Origin of the sequence: Cohnella sp. GCM10027633 (assembly GCF_042675445.1) — a bacterium.
In the GTDB taxonomy this organism is placed as follows: domain Bacteria; phylum Bacillota; class Bacilli; order Paenibacillales; family Paenibacillaceae; genus Cohnella.
This window is the reverse complement of the sequence record NZ_JBHTGV010000020.1, coordinates 35,820-51,846: the sequence shown is the minus strand read 5'-3', so window position 1 is coordinate 51,846 and position 16,027 is coordinate 35,820. Positions and strand designations below refer to the sequence as shown.

The window sequence follows — 16,027 nt, the reverse complement described above, 5'->3', positions numbered from 1 at the left end:
GTCTATTCTAGTTTTGCCAGCGTTTAACCAGACGGTTTTCGTTGACATCGATTTAGCCCTGTGATAAATTGTTTTAGTAACCTTAAGGTGGCTTCTTATGCGCAGGTCTGAATCATCGGCGAAACACCAGGAAATGTTGTCGGGACGGCATGCCGTCGCGAGGACGATTCCGATACAGCCTTGGTTCGCCAAGCTGGGTTTTCCGCTGGATGGTTGTCTTTTTATGAAGTTGTAATCCCGGGAGGTGGAATGGGATGCGGGTGATCATCACTCTGGCTTGCACGAACTGCAAGCAACGGAACTATACGTCGAGCAAGAACAAACGGACGCACTCCGATCGCATCGAGTTGAAGAAGTTCTGCAGACACTGCAACGAACATACTCCTCATCGCGAGACGCGCTAAGTCCTAGGAGGAATTGACGTGCTGGCCAAAATGAAACAGAGCTTTGGGTCCTTTTTTTCGTTCTTCGGCGACAGTTGGGGCGAGCTTAAGAAAGTACGTTGGCCTAGCCGGAAAGAACTCGTCAGCTACACGATCGTCGTTATCGTAACCGTGTTGCTGGTGACGGTCTACTTCTGGGGTCTGGACATCGGAATTTCATCCCTCGTTGAACTCGTCATTTGACGCAGGAACCTAAAGGTGGCTTTTCCATGGAGAAAAGATGGTATGTAGTACACACGTACTCCGGTTACGAGAACAAGGTTAAGGCGAACTTGGAGAAGCGCGTGGAGTCTATGGGCATGCAAGACAAAATCTTCCGCGTGCTCGTGCCGATGGAAGAGGAAATCGTCAACAAGGACGGCAAGAAAAAAACCGTGATGCGCAAAGTGTATCCCGGCTACGTTCTCGTTGAAATGATCCAAACGGACGATTCTTGGTACGTGGTCCGCAACACGCCCGGCGTTACCGGGTTTGTCGGTTCCACGGGCTCCGGATCGAAGCCGACCGCTCTGTTGCCCGAAGAAGTGGAGCAGATTCTGCAACACATGGGCATGGAGGAGCCGAAGCCGGTCATCGACTTCGAACTCAAGGAGAGCGTCCGCGTCAAGGTCGGGCCTTTCGCCGACTTCGTCGGGTCCGTCGAAGAGATTCTGCCCGAGAAGAGCAAGCTGAAGGTGCACGTGAACATGTTTGGCAGAGAAACCCCGCTTGAGTTGGACTTCACTCAGGTGGAAAAGATATAATTTATCTTCGCACGATGGGGTTTCTTGAAAGAGCGGGAGAGACAAGCGTCTCGTTGAACCGCATTACTGGGCAAGGAGGTGTGCATCATGGCAAAAAAAGTCATCAAATTGGTGAAGCTGCAAGTAAACGCGGGTAAAGCTAACCCTGCGCCGCCGATCGGTCCTGCACTCGGTCAAGCCGGCGTAAACATCATGGCGTTCTGTAAAGAGTTCAATGCTCGTACCGCTGACCAAGCCGGTCTGATCATTCCGGTCGTTATCTCGGTATACGAGGACCGCTCCTTCACGTTCGAGACGAAAACGCCGCCGGCTGCTGTATTGCTGCGCGTCGCTGCGGGTATCCCTAAAGGGTCCGGCGAACCGAACAAGAAGAAAGTCGCTACGGTTAAACGCGAGAAAGTTCGCGAAATCGCCGAGCAAAAAATGCAAGATCTTAACGCGGCTTCCGTCGAAGCGGCTATGCGTATGGTCGAAGGTACCGCTCGTTCCATGGGCGTTACGATCGTAGACTAATCATCGTATCGGGCGATGCCCGTTCGATTAGACGGATGCGGCTAGACGACCGATCCCTTAGCCTTCGGCTATCGGAGCCGGTTGCCGGCGGTCTGTCGGTTTTTGCGAGCATCGTCTCGCAGGGACTGTGGGAGGAGACTTCCGTTAAAACCACACAAGGAGGAGAACAACATGGCTAAACACGGCAAGAAATACCGCGAGTCCGCTAAGCTCATCGACCGCGACGCGACGTATACGTCCGCCGAAGCGATCGACCTGGTGAAGAAAGCGGCAACGGCCAAATTCGACGAAACCGTTGAAGCGGCTGTCCGTCTCGGCGTCGATCCGAGAAAACAAGACCAAAACGTGCGCGGCGTCGTCGTCCTGCCTCACGGCACGGGTAAAACGCAACGCGTCCTCGTATTCGCGAAAGGCGACAAGCTGAAAGAAGCCGAAGCTGCCGGCGCGGATTACGTAGGGGATGCCGAGCTCATCCAAAAGATCCAACAAGGTTGGTTCGAGTTCGACGTTTGCGTAGCAACGCCGGACATGATGGGCGAAGTAGGTAAACTGGGCCGTATTCTCGGGGGCAAAGGCTTGATGCCTAACCCTAAAGCGGGCACGGTAACGAACGACGTTGCCAAAGCGATCGCCGAGATCAAAGCCGGTAAAATCGAATACCGTCTGGACAAAGCCGGACAAATCCACGCTCCGATCGGCAAAGTTTCCTTTGACGCTGACAAGCTCAACGAGAACCTTAAAGCACTGATGGACGCGTTGAACCGTGCGAAACCTGCTTCCTCGAAAGGCGTATACCTGAAGAACGTCTCGATCTCTTCGACGATGGGCCCAGGCGCGCGCGTAGATGTGGCAGCATATCGCTTGTAGGATCGGCGCAAGCCGATTCGACGGTAAAAACTAACTTTGACATCGGCTGAGCCTTCGTGTTAAGCTGATGAAGCTAAAAACGAATATGGATACCGTAGACCGTAGGTGCTGCACGCAATCTTCGCGAGAGCGCGCGCTTAATTTCCTACCGAGGTGTGTGGATATAAATTTCCGTTGCTCAGGATGCTTGCGTCTTGTTGCCTGGTGAAATGAAAACATGCCTCCGCTCAGTCGCGGGGGCATTTTTAATGGTCCCGCGCGGGGGAGTCGTATAAATATGCGGTATATCGAGACTTTAGGAGGTGTACACAATGGCAAACGCGAAAATCATCGAAGCGAAACAGCAAGAAGTTGACGTAATCGCATCGAAGTTGCGCGAAAGCACGACGACGGTCGTCGCCGACTACCGCGGTCTGAACGTGGCGCAAGTAACGTTGCTCCGCAAACAACTTCGCGAAGCTGGCGTAGATTTCCAAGTTCTGAAAAACTCCCTCGTTAGCCGCGCAGCGGCAAACGTAGAGTTGACCGAGCTTGACGCGATCCTCTCCGGTCCTACGGCTGTCGCTTTCAGTAAAGACATCATTGCTCCAGCGAAAATCCTTAGCGATTTCGCGAAGAAAAATGAAGCGCTGAAAGTAAAGGGCGGTATCGTCGAAGGTCGTTACGTTGACGCTGCTCAGATCAAAGCGCTGGCTGACCTGCCTTCCCGCGAAGGCTTGCTCTCCATGTTGCTTAGCGTCCTGCAAGCGCCAATGCGCAACGTGGCACTCGCTGTCAAAGCGGTCGCAGAGAAGAACGAAGCAAGCGCGTAACACCGAATCGCACAAACTTAAGAAGATCATTCTATGATCTCAAATAATGGAGGGTAATCCTAATGAGCAAAGAGCAAATCTTGGAAGCCATCAAGGCTATGACCGTTCTTGAACTGAACGATCTCGTTAAAGCAATCGAAGAAGAATTCGGCGTAACGGCTGCAGCTCCAGTTGCAGTTGGCGGCGCGGTAGCGGTAGCTGAAGTTGAAGAGCAAACCGAGTTCGACGTTATCCTTATCGAAGCCGGCGCTTCCAAAATCAACGTTATCAAAGTCGTTCGCGAAATCACGGGCCTCGGCTTGAAAGAAGCGAAAGACGTCGTTGACAACGCTCCTAAAGCAATCAAAGAAAAAATCGCTCAAGACGAAGCTAACGCGATCAAAGCGAAGCTTGAAGAAGCTGGCGCTAAAGTCGAAGTTAAGTAAGAAGCGACCTGGCGAACCCCTTGAAGATTTTCTTCGAGGGGTTTGTTCACGTCTATATTGGCGTATGATGACTAAGGGTGAGAGACGATATGAACGATCACTACTATTCGAACAAGCCGAAGTCGGCCAGTAACCGGCAGTCGTTCTCGGCTACGCTTCGGGGCTTTGCCTTACGTCTGACATCGGACGCGGGCGTGTTTTCGCGGGACGGGGTGGACTATGGAAGCCGGGTGCTTATCGACTTGATGGACATCAAGCCGGAAGATAACGTGCTCGACGTCGGTTGCGGTTACGGGCCGATGGGGCTGACGGCTGCTCGCCTTGCGCCGCAAGGACATGTGACGATGATCGATATCAACGAGAGGGCGGTCGAGCTGGCCGAACTGAACGCGAAGGAGAACGGCGTGCGCAACGCGACGTTCCTGCAGAGCGATCTGTTCTCCGCGGTGAACGGCCGGACTTACGACGCGATCTTGTCGAACCCGCCGATTCGCGCGGGCAAGGCGGTCGTGCACCGATTGCTGGAAGAAGCCTACGGACATCTTCGTCCGGGAGGTTCCTTGTGGATCGTCATTCAGAACAAGCAGGGCGCGCCAAGCGCGCTGGCGAAGCTGGAGGAAGTGTTCGGCGAGGAGCATGTCTGCTTGGTAGGTAAAGACAAAGGGTTTCGGGTGTACCGCAGCACCCGGCAATAGAGGGCGTGCGTCGTTCAACATTATGACGATCGTCCCCTAGACAGTTTCCGCCGATTGTGCTTGACTTGACATTTTCGCTGTGGTATTATTAAAAAATGTCAGTATTAGGATGGGCTATTTGTCTTTCAAGACATATGTATTGTAACTCCGATCCTTTCCCAGGAATAAATTCATGCAAGATCGCGTATAATGGGTTTGTTTTGGGGCAAGGACAGGATGGGTTGCCATTGTGCCGCCAACCGGCGCATAAGGGCTTTTCTTTATTTTTGTGTTGAAGCAGACTTAAGGGGTGAGGTTAAGTTGGCAGGACATCTTGTTCAGTATGGCCGCCGTACGCGGCGCAGCTACGCCCGCATTAATGAAGTGTTGGACGTCCCGAACCTGATCGAAATCCAGCAGCAATCGTACCAGAAGTTTTTGGACGAAGGACTGCGCGAGATTTTCCAGGATATTTCGCCGATCTCGGACTTCACGGGCAATCTCGTGCTGGAATTCATCGATTACAGCCTAGGCGAACCGAAATATTCCGTCGATGAATCGAAGGAACGCGATGTTACTTACGCGGCTCCTCTTCGCGTTAAAGTACGGCTGCTCAACAAGGAAACCGGTGAGGTCAAGGAACAGGAAGTGTTCATGGGCGATTTCCCGCTCATGACGGAAACCGGCACCTTCATCATCAACGGCGCGGAACGGGTTATCGTCAGCCAGTTGGTACGCTCCCCGAGCGTCTACTACAGCACGAAAGTAGACAAGAACGGCAAGAAAACGTACACCGCGACGGTCATTCCGAACCGCGGCGCATGGCTCGAGCTCGAGACGGACGCGAAAGATATCATTTACGTTCGGATCGACCGCACGCGTAAAATCCCGGTGACGGTGCTTCTGCGTTCCCTCGGCTTCGGCACGGACGCGGAAATTCTCGACCTGCTCGGCCAAGACGAATATATCCGCAACACGCTCGAGAAGGATAACACGGACTCTACCGAGAAAGCGCTCATCGAAATCTACGAGCGTCTTCGCCCGGGCGAGCCTCCAACGCTCGAGAACGCGCGCAGCTTGCTTATCGCGCGGTTCTTCGATCCGAAGCGTTATGACCTTGCGAACGTCGGTCGCTATAAAATCAATAAGAAGCTTCATATCAAAAACCGGTTATTCAACCAACGGCTCGCCGAGACTCTCGTAGATCCGTCCACGGGCGAAATCATCGCGGAAGCCGGCCAGATGATCGACCGCCGTCTACTCGATCAAATTCTGCCGATGCTCGAGAAGAACGTAGGCTTCAAGAGCTATCGCGTAACTGGCGGCGTCATGGAGTCCGACGATATTCCGTTGCAGAGCATCAGCGTGTACTCTCCGATCGAGGACGGGAAGGTCGTTAAGGTAATCGCCAACGGCATCATCGACAAATCGGTGAAGAACATTACGCCGGCGGATATTATCGCTTCGATCAACTACTTCATGAACTTGCTGCAAAGCATCGGCAGCACGGACGACATCGACCACTTGGGCAACCGTCGTCTGCGTTCCGTAGGCGAACTGCTGCAGAACCAATTCCGTATCGGCTTGTCCCGTATGGAGAGAGTCGTTCGCGAGCGGATGTCCATCCAGGACCAGAACGCGATCACGCCGCAAGCGTTGATCAACATTCGTCCGGTCATCGCCGCGATCAAGGAGTTCTTCGGATCCTCGCAGTTGTCCCAGTTCATGGACCAAACGAACCCGCTCGCGGAGCTTACGCACAAGCGTCGTCTGTCCGCGCTCGGTCCGGGCGGTCTGACGCGCGAACGCGCGGGCTTCGAAGTCCGCGACGTCCACCACTCGCACTATGGACGGATGTGCCCGATCGAGACGCCGGAAGGTCCGAACATCGGTCTGATCAACTCGTTGTCTACGTTCGCGCGCATTAACGAATACGGCTTCATCGAGGCGCCGTACCGTAAAGTCGACCCGAACAACAACTGCGTGACCGACGAGATCGTCTACATGACCGCCGACGAGGAAGACAACTACATCATCGCGCAGGCGAACGCGAAGCTGAACCCGAACGGTTCCTTCGTGGATGAGAACGTCATCGTCCGCTACAATAAGCAAACCGACAACATCCTGACGATGCCGAGCGACCGCGTAGACTACATGGACGTCTCGCCGAAGCAGGTCGTATCCGTCGCGACGGCGATGATTCCGTTCCTCGAGAACGATGACTCCAACCGCGCGCTGATGGGATCCAACATGCAACGTCAGGCCGTACCTCTGCTCGTTCCGGAAGCGCCGTTCGTCGGTACCGGCATGGAGTATAAGTCCGCGAAGGACTCCGGGGTATGTATTGTCTCCAAACACGACGGATTCATCGAACGAGTGTCTGCCAATGAAATCCAGCTTCGCCGCGTCGAGATCATCGACGGCAAAGAAGTGAAGGGCGACATTATCAAGCATAAGCTTCAGAAGTTCATGCGTTCCAACCAAGGGACATGCATTAACCAGCGTCCGCTCGTCAAGCGCGGCGAAGTGATCAAGAAGGGCGACATCATGGCCGACGGTCCGTCTACGGAAACCGGCGAGCTGGCGCTCGGTCGCAACGTCGTCGTCGCGTTCATGACATGGGAAGGCTACAACTATGAGGATGCGATCTTGCTCTCCGAGAAGCTCGTGCGCGAAGACGTCTATACTTCGATTCATATCGAGGAATACGAGTCCGAAGCGCGCGATACGAAGCTCGGACCCGAAGAGATCACGCGCGATATCCCGAACGTCGGCGAAGACGCGTTGCGCAACCTCGACGAGCGCGGCATTATCCGCGTCGGCGCCGAGATCAGCGCGGGCGACATTCTCGTCGGTAAAGTCACGCCGAAGGGCGTTACCGAGCTGACGGCCGAAGAACGTCTCTTGCACGCGATCTTCGGGGAGAAGGCGCGCGAAGTTCGCGATACGTCGCTCCGCGTACCGCATGGTACGGACGGTATCGTCGTAGACGTGAAAGTGTTCACGCGCGAGAACGGCGACGAATTGCCGCCTGGCGTTAACCAACTCGTACGCGCTTATATCGCCCAGAAGCGTAAAATCTCCGAAGGCGATAAAATGGCCGGACGCCACGGTAACAAAGGGGTTATCGCCCGCATCCTGCCGGAAGAAGATATGCCGTTCCTGCCGGACGGCACGCCTGTACAAGTCGTGCTGAATCCGCTGGGCGTACCATCGCGGATGAACATCGGTCAGGTGCTCGAGGTTCACTTGGGCATGGCTTGCCGGATTCTCGGCATACACGCGGCGACGCCGGTATTCGACGGAGCCCGCGAGCACGACGTGTTCGATACGATGGAAGAAGCCGGCATGCAACGCAACGGCAAATGGCGTCTGCGCGACGGACGTTCGGGCGAAGAGTTCGAACGCGAAGTTACCGTCGGCGTCATGTATATGATCAAGCTGGCGCACATGGTCGACGATAAGATCCATGCCCGTTCCACGGGTCCATACTCTCTCGTTACGCAACAGCCTTTGGGCGGTAAAGCCCAATTCGGCGGTCAGCGGTTCGGGGAGATGGAAGTATGGGCGCTCGAAGCCTATGGCGCTGCCTATACGCTGCAAGAGATTCTGACCGTCAAGTCCGACGACGTCGTCGGCCGGGTGAAGACGTACGAATCGATCGTCAAGGGCGAGAACGTGCCTGAACCGGGCGTTCCTGAATCGTTCAAGGTTCTGATCAAGGAACTTCAAAGCTTGGGTATGGACGTGAAGATCTTGTCCGGCGACGAACAAGAGATCGAAATGAAGGAAATGGACGACGAAGAAGACGCTGCTGGCGATAAGCTGAACCTGAATCTTGAAGGCTCGGAAGTCGGCGTTGAATAACGTTGTCGCTTCCATAGCGACAGCACGCGAGGCGCAAGACGCGTTCGCCTAAGGGCGGCGCGCTCTTGCGCTCATGCGCGTCATGACGCCGGGCCTACGGGGCCGTCGTTGAGATCTGAAATCTTAGCAACGATGAAGGAGGGCTTGCTCCTTGTTAGACGTCAACAACTTTGAGTTCATGAAGATCGGTCTCGCTTCCCCGGATAAGATCCGGTCTTGGTCGAGAGGCGAAGTGAAGAAGCCGGAAACGATCAACTACCGCACGCTGAAGCCGGAGAAAGAAGGCTTGTTCTGCGAGAAAATTTTCGGTCCGACGAAGGACTGGGAATGTCATTGCGGTAAATATAAACGCGTTCGCTATAAAGGCGTCGTCTGCGATCGCTGCGGCGTCGAAGTCACCCGCGCCAAAGTTCGCCGCGAGCGGATGGGCCATATCGAATTGGCTGCTCCCGTATCGCACATTTGGTACTTCAAAGGCATTCCGAGCCGTATGGGCCTTGCTCTCGATATGTCTCCTCGTTCGCTCGAAGAGATCATCTACTTCGCGTCTTACGTCGTAACGGATCCGGGCGATACGCCTCTCGAGAAGAAGCAACTTCTCTCCGAGAAGGAATACCGCAGCTACCGCGAGAAGTACGGTTACGCGTTCTCCGCCGGCATGGGCGCAGAAGCGGTGAAGAGATTGCTTCAAGACATCGATCTCGACCGCGAGCTCGACATGCTCAAGGAAGAACTGCGCACCGCGCAGGGCCAACGCCGCAACCGCGCGATCAAGCGCCTCGAAGTGGTTGAATCGTTCCGCAACTCCGGCAACCTGCCGGATTGGATGATTCTCGACGTGCTTCCGGTCATTCCGCCGGAGCTTCGCCCGATGGTTCAATTGGACGGCGGTCGTTTCGCGACTTCCGACTTGAACGACCTGTACCGCCGCGTTATTAACCGGAACAACCGTCTCAAGCGTCTGCTTGATCTCGGCGCGCCGGATATTATCGTTCAGAACGAGAAGCGCATGCTGCAAGAAGCGGTCGACGCCTTGATCGACAACGGCCGTCGCGGCCGTCCGGTTACGGGCCCGGGCAACCGTCCGCTTAAATCCCTCAGCCATATGCTGAAAGGTAAGCAAGGCCGCTTCCGTCAGAACTTGCTCGGTAAGCGGGTAGACTACTCCGGTCGTTCGGTTATCGTCGTAGGACCAAGCCTCAAGATGTATCAATGCGGCTTGCCTAAGGAGATGGCGCTCGAGCTGTTCAAGCCGTTCGTGATGAAGGAGCTCGTGCTCAAGGGCCTAGCTCACAACATCAAGAGCGCGAAGCGCAAAGTCGAACGCGTCAGCCCGGAAGTATGGGACGTTCTCGAGGAAGTCATCAAAGAACATCCGGTACTGCTGAACCGCGCTCCGACGCTTCACAGACTCGGCATCCAGGCGTTCGAACCGATCCTGGTCGAAGGCCGCGCGATCAAGCTTCACCCGCTCGTCTGTACGGCGTACAATGCCGACTTCGACGGCGACCAAATGGCCGTGCACGTTCCGTTGTCGGCCGAAGCGCAAGCGGAAGCTCGCCTGCTCATGCTGGCATCGGGCAACATCTTGAACCCGAAAGACGGCAAGCCGGTCGTTACACCGTCCCAGGATATGGTTCTCGGCTGTTACTATCTCACGATGGATAACAAAGAAGCCACGGGAACCGGCATGAGAGTCGCGAACGTGAACGAAGCGATCTCGGCTTATCATCGGAACGCAGGCATCGGGCTGCACGCCCGCGTCGTCATTCCGGTCAGAGAGCTGAAGAAGAAGTCGTTCACGCCTGAGCAGCAAGAAGCGCTCATCGTCACGACGATCGGCAAAATCATCTTCAACGAAATCTTCCCGGATACGTTCCCGTACATCAACGAGGCGACGAAAACGAACCTCGTGAAAGGTACGCCGGAGAAGTACTTCATCTACGACAAAGGCGCGGACATCGAGAAATTCGTCGATGAAGTTCCGCTTGCCGGCGCCGTAGGCAAAGAATATCTCGGTCAAATTATCGGCGAGTGCTTCCGTATTTACCATACGACGAAGACGTCGATGATTCTCGATAACATCAAGCAACTGGGCTTCACGTACTCGACGCGCGCGGGTATTACCGTTGCCGTCGCGGACGTCGTCGTTCCGAAGGAAAAGCAAGAGATCCTGGGGCAATCCGAGGAGCGCGTCAAAGTCGTTACGATGCAATACCGCCGCGGTCTGATTACCGACGAAGAGCGCCGCGACCGCGTCATCGAGATCTGGAGCAAGGCGAAGGACGAAATCACGGACATCCTGATGAAGTCCATGGACCGCTACAACTCGATCATGCTCATGGTCGACTCCAAAGCACGCGGTAACAAATCGCAGATTACGCAGCTCGGCGGCATGCGCGGCCTGATGGCGAACCCGTCCGGTCGGATCATCGAGTTGCCGATCAAATCGAACTTCCGCGAAGGCCTTACGGTATTGGAGTACTTCATCTCCACCCACGGAGCGCGTAAAGGTCTTGCCGATACGGCGCTACGTACCGCCGACTCGGGTTACTTGACCCGTCGTCTCGTAGACGTCGCGCAAGACGTCATCGTTCGCGAAGACGATTGCGGCACGGACAAAGGCATTATCGTGTCCCGGATCGAGGACGGCAAGGAAGTCATCGAGGATCTGTTCGACCGTATCGAAGGCCGTTACGCCTTCGAGACGATCCGCAATCCGGAGACGAAGGAAATCATCGTCAACCGCAACGAGCTCATCGATACGCCGAAGGCGGAAGAGATCGTTCGCGTCGATATCAAGAAAGTGCCGATCCGTTCCGTGCTTAGCTGCCGCGCCCGCCACGGCGTATGTAAGCTCTGCTACGGCCGCAACCTGGCAACCGGCAAGAAGGTCGAGATCGGCGAAGCGGTCGGCATCATCGCCGCCCAATCGATCGGCGAACCGGGGACGCAGCTCACGATGCGTACGTTCCATACCGGGGGCGTTGCCGGAGACGATATCACGCAAGGTTTGCCGCGTATTCAGGAGCTCTTCGAAGCCCGGAATCCGAAAGGCCAAGCGATCATCTCCGAGATGGACGGCGTCGTTAAAGAAATTCGCGAGACCAAAGACCGTCGCGAGATCGAGATCCAAGGCGCAGCGGAGACGAAGGTATACCCTGTCAGCTACGGTTCGCGTATCCGCGTGACCCAAGGCCAACAAGTGGAAGCCGGCGACGAGCTGACCGACGGTTCGATCGATCCGAAGGAAATGCTCCGCATCAAGGGCATCCGCGGCGTTCAGAACTATATCCTGCAAGAGGTTCAACGCGTATACCGGAACCAAGGCGTAGAAATCAACGACAAACACGTCGAGGTTATGATCAAGCAGATGCTTCGCAAGATTCGGATCGTCGATCCGGGCGACACGATTCTTCTGCCGGGCGCGTTCGTGGACATCCACGAATACGAAGCGGCGAACCGCGAAGCGATTCTGGCCGACAAGGAGCCGGCGGTCGCACGTCCGGTATTGCTCGGTATTACGAAAGCATCGCTCGAGACGGACTCGTTCCTCTCGGCCGCATCGTTCCAAGAGACGACCCGCGTGCTTACCGACGCTGCCATCAAAGGCAAAGTCGACCGCTTGCTCGGTCTTAAGGAGAACGTCATTATCGGTAAGCTGATCCCTGCGGGTACGGGGATGGCGCGCTACCGCAACATTCGCGTCGTATCGCCTTTCGACGAGCCGACGGATGAGGCGGCGGAGCTCGAGCCGGTTGGCGTGGAATAAGCAACTAGCGTTTCTCATTAACGAAGAGCGAATACCGTCCAGGTATTCGCTCTTTTGTTGGCTAAGATCGCTCTTGCGACCAGTAGCGGAATGGAAAGCAAATTAATGATTAGGCGCGTTGAATATTCATGCGATAGATGGGAATCCAGTACGTGAGGGCGTGCGATTAGCGCACGAAAAGTACCTATTAATCCCGCGCTAACTATTCTTGACATGGGCATATTGAAGTGATACTATGTTCTAGTGTGTGCCAGACGTGCGCCATTCTGATCTCCTGGAGGTCAAAGTCGAATGACTGCGATGGATAAGAGATTGCAGAGCGGACTCGCACGCATTGGCATGAAGCAGACGATGAAATCGGTGGAGCTTGGCGAAGCCGTTCATGTCTACGTAGCGCAGGATGCAGATCCCCGAATGCTGAAACGAATCGAGCAGCTGTGTACGCAGTCGAACGTTCCCGTAACGTTCGTCGATACGATGGGTAGCTTGGGTAAAGCGTGTGGCATTGGAGTCGGCGCGGCGATGGCCGCGATCGTTAGGGATAAGTAAGTCGGGTTTGATGCGGAGATCGTCTGGATAGGTGCGAATCTTGAAGGAAGAGTTCCGGTCGAGCCCTTTCTCGTCTCTTAAAATGAACCGCCTGGATCTGTGGGCTTCACAAATGGCGCAGCGGTCGTGTCGTCTTCATTACTTTATTATGCATAATCTTCGGAAGGGGGTGGCAACATGCCAACTATTAACCAGCTCGTACGTAAAGGTCGTCAACCGAAAGTGGTCAAGTCGAAATCGCCTGCACTGCAAAAGGGATTCAATGCCCTGAAGCGTGAGGAAACGGATTTGAGCGCGCCTCAAAAACGCGGGGTTTGCACCCGTGTAGGCACGATGACGCCGAAAAAACCGAACTCTGCACTTCGTAAATACGCGCGGGTACGTCTAACGAACCGTGTCGAGGTGACAGCGTACATCCCGGGAATCGGCCACAACTTGCAAGAGCATAGCGTTGTTCTTATTCGTGGTGGACGCGTAAAGGACCTTCCAGGGGTTCGTTATCACATCGTTCGCGGCGCATTGGATACTGCAGGCGTTAACAACCGCAAGCAGGCTCGTTCCAAATACGGCACGAAGAGACCGAAAGTCAAGAAGTCTTAATAAGCTGACGGGCGCAATCGTCGCCTGAACCGGCCGAGATCGAACACCAGGAATGAGAAAGGAGGAATTTTTCGATGCCACGTAAAGGACCAGTAACGAAACGGGACGTGCTCCCGGATCCGTTATATAACAGCAAGCTTGTTACGCGCCTTATCAACCGTATCATGATCGACGGCAAGAGAGGCGTTGCTTCGCAACTTCTGTATGATGCATTCAACTTGATTAAAGAGCGTTCGGGTAAAGATCCAATGGAGGTCTTCGAAGCTGCAATCAAGAACATCATGCCGGTGCTTGAAGTTAAAGCTCGCCGCGTAGGCGGTGCGAACTACCAAGTACCGATCGAAGTTAAACCTGAGCGCCGCACGTCTCTCGGACTGCGTTGGCTCGTCAACTACTCCCGCAACCGCGGCGAGAAGACGATGGAAGAGCGTTTGGCTGCCGAAATCCTGGATGCTTCCAACAACACGGGAGCTGCAGTGAAGAAGCGCGAAGACACGCACAAGATGGCGGAAGCGAACAAAGCGTTCGCGCACTACCGCTGGTAGGATTTGTTGGACAATTCGATCGGGATCGCTTAGCGGTCCTGACAAATGTCCGTTAGGCAAGTCAAATGAAGGGAGACACACGGCATGGCAAGAGAGTTCTCCTTGCAAAATACGCGTAATATCGGCATCATGGCGCATATTGACGCGGGTAAAACCACGACGACTGAACGGATCTTGTTCTACACCGGTCGCGTTCACAAAATCGGCGAAGTGCATGAAGGCGCGGCGACGATGGACTGGATGGAGCAAGAGCAAGAGCGCGGCATCACGATTACGTCCGCTGCTACGACGGCTCAGTGGAAGGGTCACCGCATCAATATTATCGACACTCCGGGTCACGTTGACTTTACGGTAGAGGTCGAGCGCTCCCTGCGCGTATTGGACGGGGCTGTCGGCGTATTCAGCGCCAAAGAAGGCGTTGAGCCTCAATCCGAGACGGTATGGCGTCAAGCCGACCGTTACGGCGTACCTCGTATCGCATACGTTAACAAGATGGACATCATCGGCGCGGACTTCCTCAATGTCGTTAGCGACATGAAGGCTCGCTTGGGTGCCAACGCGGTAGCGATTCAACTTCCGATCGGCGCGGAGAACGACTTTAAAGGCATGATCGACCTCGTTGAGATGGTCGCTTACGTCTACAAAGACGATCTTGGCAAAGACGCGGAAACGGTAGCGATCCCTGCCGATCTTCAAGCGAAAGCCGAAGAGCTTCGCCTGATCTTGGTAGAGAAAGTCGCCGAGCTTGACGAAGAGTTGATGATGAAGTATCTGGAAGGCGAAGAAATCACCATTCCGGAACTGAAAGCCGCCCTTCGTAAAGGCGTCTGCGAAGTGAAAATCTTCCCGGTCGTCTGCGGTTCGTCTTACCGTAACAAAGGCGTTCAACCGATGTTGGACGCAGTCGTTGCTTACCTGCCATCTCCTGTCGACGTACCTGATATCAAGGGCACGCTGGAAGACGGTACGGAGACGATTCGCAAATCGGATGACAGCCAACCGTTCTCGGCGCTGGCATTCAAAATCATGACCGACCCGTTCGTCGGTAAGTTGACGTTCTTCCGCGTATACTCCGGCATTCTGAATGCTGGTTCTTACGTAATCAACGCAACGAAAGGCAAACGCGAGCGCATCGGCCGTATCCTTCAGATGCATGCTAACAGCCGCCAAGAAATCAGCGAAGTATACGCTGGCGACATCGCTGCTGCGGTAGGCTTGAAAGATACGACGACGGGCGACACGCTTTGCGACGAGAAGAACCCGGTTATCCTCGAGTCGATGAACTTCCCAGAGCCGGTTATCCAGCTCGCGGTTGAACCAAAGACCAAGGCCGACCAAGACAAAATGGGTATCGCGCTGCAGAAGCTGTCCGAGGAAGATCCTACGTTCCGTGCGCACACGGACGAAGAAACCGGCCAGACGATCATCTCGGGTATGGGCGAGCTCCACTTGGAGATCCTCGTAGACCGTATGCTTCGCGAGTTCAAAGTCGAGACGAACGTTGGTAAGCCGCAAGTTGCTTACCGCGAGACGTTCACGGTTCCCGCAAGGGTCGAAGGCAAGTTCGTTCGCCAATCCGGCGGCCGTGGCCAATATGGCCATTGTTGGGTTGAGTTCGAACCGCAAGAAGCCGGTACCGGCTTCATCTTCGAAAGCAAGATCGTCGGCGGCTCGATTCCGAAGGAGTATGTTGCTCCTATCGGCGCCGGTATCGAAGAGTCGATGAAGAACGGCGTCCTCGCTGGATTCCCTCTCGTTGACTTGAAAGCTACCGTTGTCGACGGATCTTACCATGACGTCGACTCGAACGAGATGGCGTTCAAAATCGCAGGTTCCATGGCGCTTAAAGCAGCCAAGGAAAAGTGCAAACCGGTATTGCTCGAGCCGATCATGAAAGTCGAAGTTACGGTTCCTGAAGAGTACTTCGGCGACGTAATGGGTATGCTCAGCTCCCGCCGCGGACGCATCGAAGGTTCCGACATGCGCTTCGGCGCGCAAATCGTTCGCGCGAAAGTGCCGTTGTCCGAGATGTTCGGATATTCCACGACGCTACGTTCCGGTACGCAAGGCCGCGGCGTGTTCTCGATGGAACTGTCCCACTACGAAGAGGTGCCTAAGAACATCTCCGAAGAGATCATCTCCAAGCACAAAGGCAAAGAGTAAGCCCATAGGAAACAGGCGTGAACGAGAGCCGCAATGCGGTTCTCCACGCCAACA

General features: G+C 55.0%; 14 protein-coding genes and 1 other annotated feature. All 14 genes read left to right on the top strand.

Features of this window, described 5'->3' with window-relative positions:
* Window positions 1-254: 254 nt before the first annotated feature.
* The 14 genes from rpmG (at window position 255) to fusA (ending at window position 15,973) form a co-directional block, all read left to right on the top strand.
* Window positions 255-404 carry a 50S ribosomal protein L33 gene (gene rpmG / locus ACFQZG_RS26265; protein ID WP_378157706.1) on the top strand — a complete coding sequence of 50 codons (150 nt, stop codon included), beginning with the start codon at window positions 255-257 and terminating at the stop codon, window positions 402-404.
* 12 nt (window positions 405-416) lie between these two features.
* Entirely contained in the window at window positions 417-626 is a 210-nt protein-coding gene (secE, locus tag ACFQZG_RS26260) for a preprotein translocase subunit SecE (protein WP_378157727.1), read from the top strand.
* Between the two features lie 26 nt (window positions 627-652).
* The gene (nusG, locus tag ACFQZG_RS26255) at window positions 653-1,186 is read left to right on the top strand and encodes a transcription termination/antitermination protein NusG (RefSeq protein WP_378157705.1); all 534 of its coding nucleotides are present in this window, start codon (window positions 653-655) and stop codon (window positions 1,184-1,186) included.
* An 87-nt stretch (window positions 1,187-1,273) separates the two neighbouring features.
* Window positions 1,274-1,699, top strand: a complete 426-nt coding sequence (rplK, locus tag ACFQZG_RS26250) for a 50S ribosomal protein L11 (protein WP_378157704.1) — start codon at window positions 1,274-1,276, stop codon at window positions 1,697-1,699.
* A gap of 171 nt (window positions 1,700-1,870) precedes the next feature.
* Window positions 1,871-2,566 (top strand): 50S ribosomal protein L1, encoded by a 696-nt coding sequence (gene rplA, locus ACFQZG_RS26245; protein ID WP_378157703.1) that lies wholly within the window; start codon window positions 1,871-1,873, stop codon window positions 2,564-2,566.
* Window positions 2,567-2,640: 74 nt separating this feature from the next.
* Window positions 2,641-2,824: a sequence feature (ribosomal protein L10 leader region), on the top strand.
* Window positions 2,825-2,877: 53 nt separating this feature from the next.
* Window positions 2,878-3,378 carry a 50S ribosomal protein L10 gene (rplJ, locus tag ACFQZG_RS26240; RefSeq protein ID WP_378157702.1) on the top strand — a complete coding sequence of 167 codons (501 nt, stop codon included), beginning with the start codon at window positions 2,878-2,880 and terminating at the stop codon, window positions 3,376-3,378.
* A gap of 62 nt (window positions 3,379-3,440) precedes the next feature.
* A complete protein-coding gene (rplL, locus tag ACFQZG_RS26235) occupies window positions 3,441-3,803 on the top strand; it encodes a 50S ribosomal protein L7/L12 (protein ID WP_378157701.1) in 363 nt (120 codons plus the stop codon).
* 89 nt (window positions 3,804-3,892) lie between these two features.
* The gene (locus ACFQZG_RS26230; RefSeq protein ID WP_378157700.1) at window positions 3,893-4,498 is read left to right on the top strand and encodes a class I SAM-dependent methyltransferase; all 606 of its coding nucleotides are present in this window, start codon (window positions 3,893-3,895) and stop codon (window positions 4,496-4,498) included.
* A gap of 300 nt (window positions 4,499-4,798) precedes the next feature.
* Entirely contained in the window at window positions 4,799-8,344 is a 3,546-nt protein-coding gene (gene rpoB, locus ACFQZG_RS26225) for a DNA-directed RNA polymerase subunit beta (RefSeq protein WP_378157699.1), read from the top strand.
* Window positions 8,345-8,495: 151 nt separating this feature from the next.
* Complete coding sequence (gene rpoC, locus ACFQZG_RS26220) at window positions 8,496-12,116, top strand: DNA-directed RNA polymerase subunit beta' (protein ID WP_378157698.1); 3,621 nt, start codon at window positions 8,496-8,498, stop codon at window positions 12,114-12,116.
* Between the two features lie 291 nt (window positions 12,117-12,407).
* Complete coding sequence (locus ACFQZG_RS26215; RefSeq protein ID WP_378157697.1) at window positions 12,408-12,665, top strand: ribosomal L7Ae/L30e/S12e/Gadd45 family protein; 258 nt, start codon at window positions 12,408-12,410, stop codon at window positions 12,663-12,665.
* A 177-nt stretch (window positions 12,666-12,842) separates the two neighbouring features.
* Complete coding sequence (gene rpsL / locus ACFQZG_RS26210) at window positions 12,843-13,265, top strand: 30S ribosomal protein S12 (RefSeq protein WP_378157696.1); 423 nt, start codon at window positions 12,843-12,845, stop codon at window positions 13,263-13,265.
* A gap of 74 nt (window positions 13,266-13,339) precedes the next feature.
* Entirely contained in the window at window positions 13,340-13,810 is a 471-nt protein-coding gene (rpsG, locus tag ACFQZG_RS26205) for a 30S ribosomal protein S7 (RefSeq protein ID WP_378109818.1), read from the top strand.
* An 84-nt stretch (window positions 13,811-13,894) separates the two neighbouring features.
* Window positions 13,895-15,973, top strand: a complete 2,079-nt coding sequence (gene fusA / locus ACFQZG_RS26200; protein WP_378157695.1) for an elongation factor G — start codon at window positions 13,895-13,897, stop codon at window positions 15,971-15,973.
* Window positions 15,974-16,027: the final 54 nt, after the last annotated feature.

Coding starts and splice junctions, on each gene's coding strand:
- nusG (WP_378157705.1), top strand. CDS start 653: ATGGAGAAAAGATGGTATGTAGTACACACGTACTCCGGTTACGAGAAC.
- ACFQZG_RS26215 (WP_378157697.1), top strand. CDS start 12,408: ATGACTGCGATGGATAAGAGATTGCAGAGCGGACTCGCACGCATTGGC.
- rpsL (WP_378157696.1), top strand. CDS start 12,843: ATGCCAACTATTAACCAGCTCGTACGTAAAGGTCGTCAACCGAAAGTG.
- fusA (WP_378157695.1), top strand. CDS start 13,895: ATGGCAAGAGAGTTCTCCTTGCAAAATACGCGTAATATCGGCATCATG.
- rplK (WP_378157704.1), top strand. CDS start 1,274: ATGGCAAAAAAAGTCATCAAATTGGTGAAGCTGCAAGTAAACGCGGGT.
- rplJ (WP_378157702.1), top strand. CDS start 2,878: ATGGCAAACGCGAAAATCATCGAAGCGAAACAGCAAGAAGTTGACGTA.
- ACFQZG_RS26230 (WP_378157700.1), top strand. CDS start 3,893: ATGAACGATCACTACTATTCGAACAAGCCGAAGTCGGCCAGTAACCGG.
- rpsG (WP_378109818.1), top strand. CDS start 13,340: ATGCCACGTAAAGGACCAGTAACGAAACGGGACGTGCTCCCGGATCCG.
- rplL (WP_378157701.1), top strand. CDS start 3,441: ATGAGCAAAGAGCAAATCTTGGAAGCCATCAAGGCTATGACCGTTCTT.
- rpmG (WP_378157706.1), top strand. CDS start 255: ATGCGGGTGATCATCACTCTGGCTTGCACGAACTGCAAGCAACGGAAC.
- rplA (WP_378157703.1), top strand. CDS start 1,871: ATGGCTAAACACGGCAAGAAATACCGCGAGTCCGCTAAGCTCATCGAC.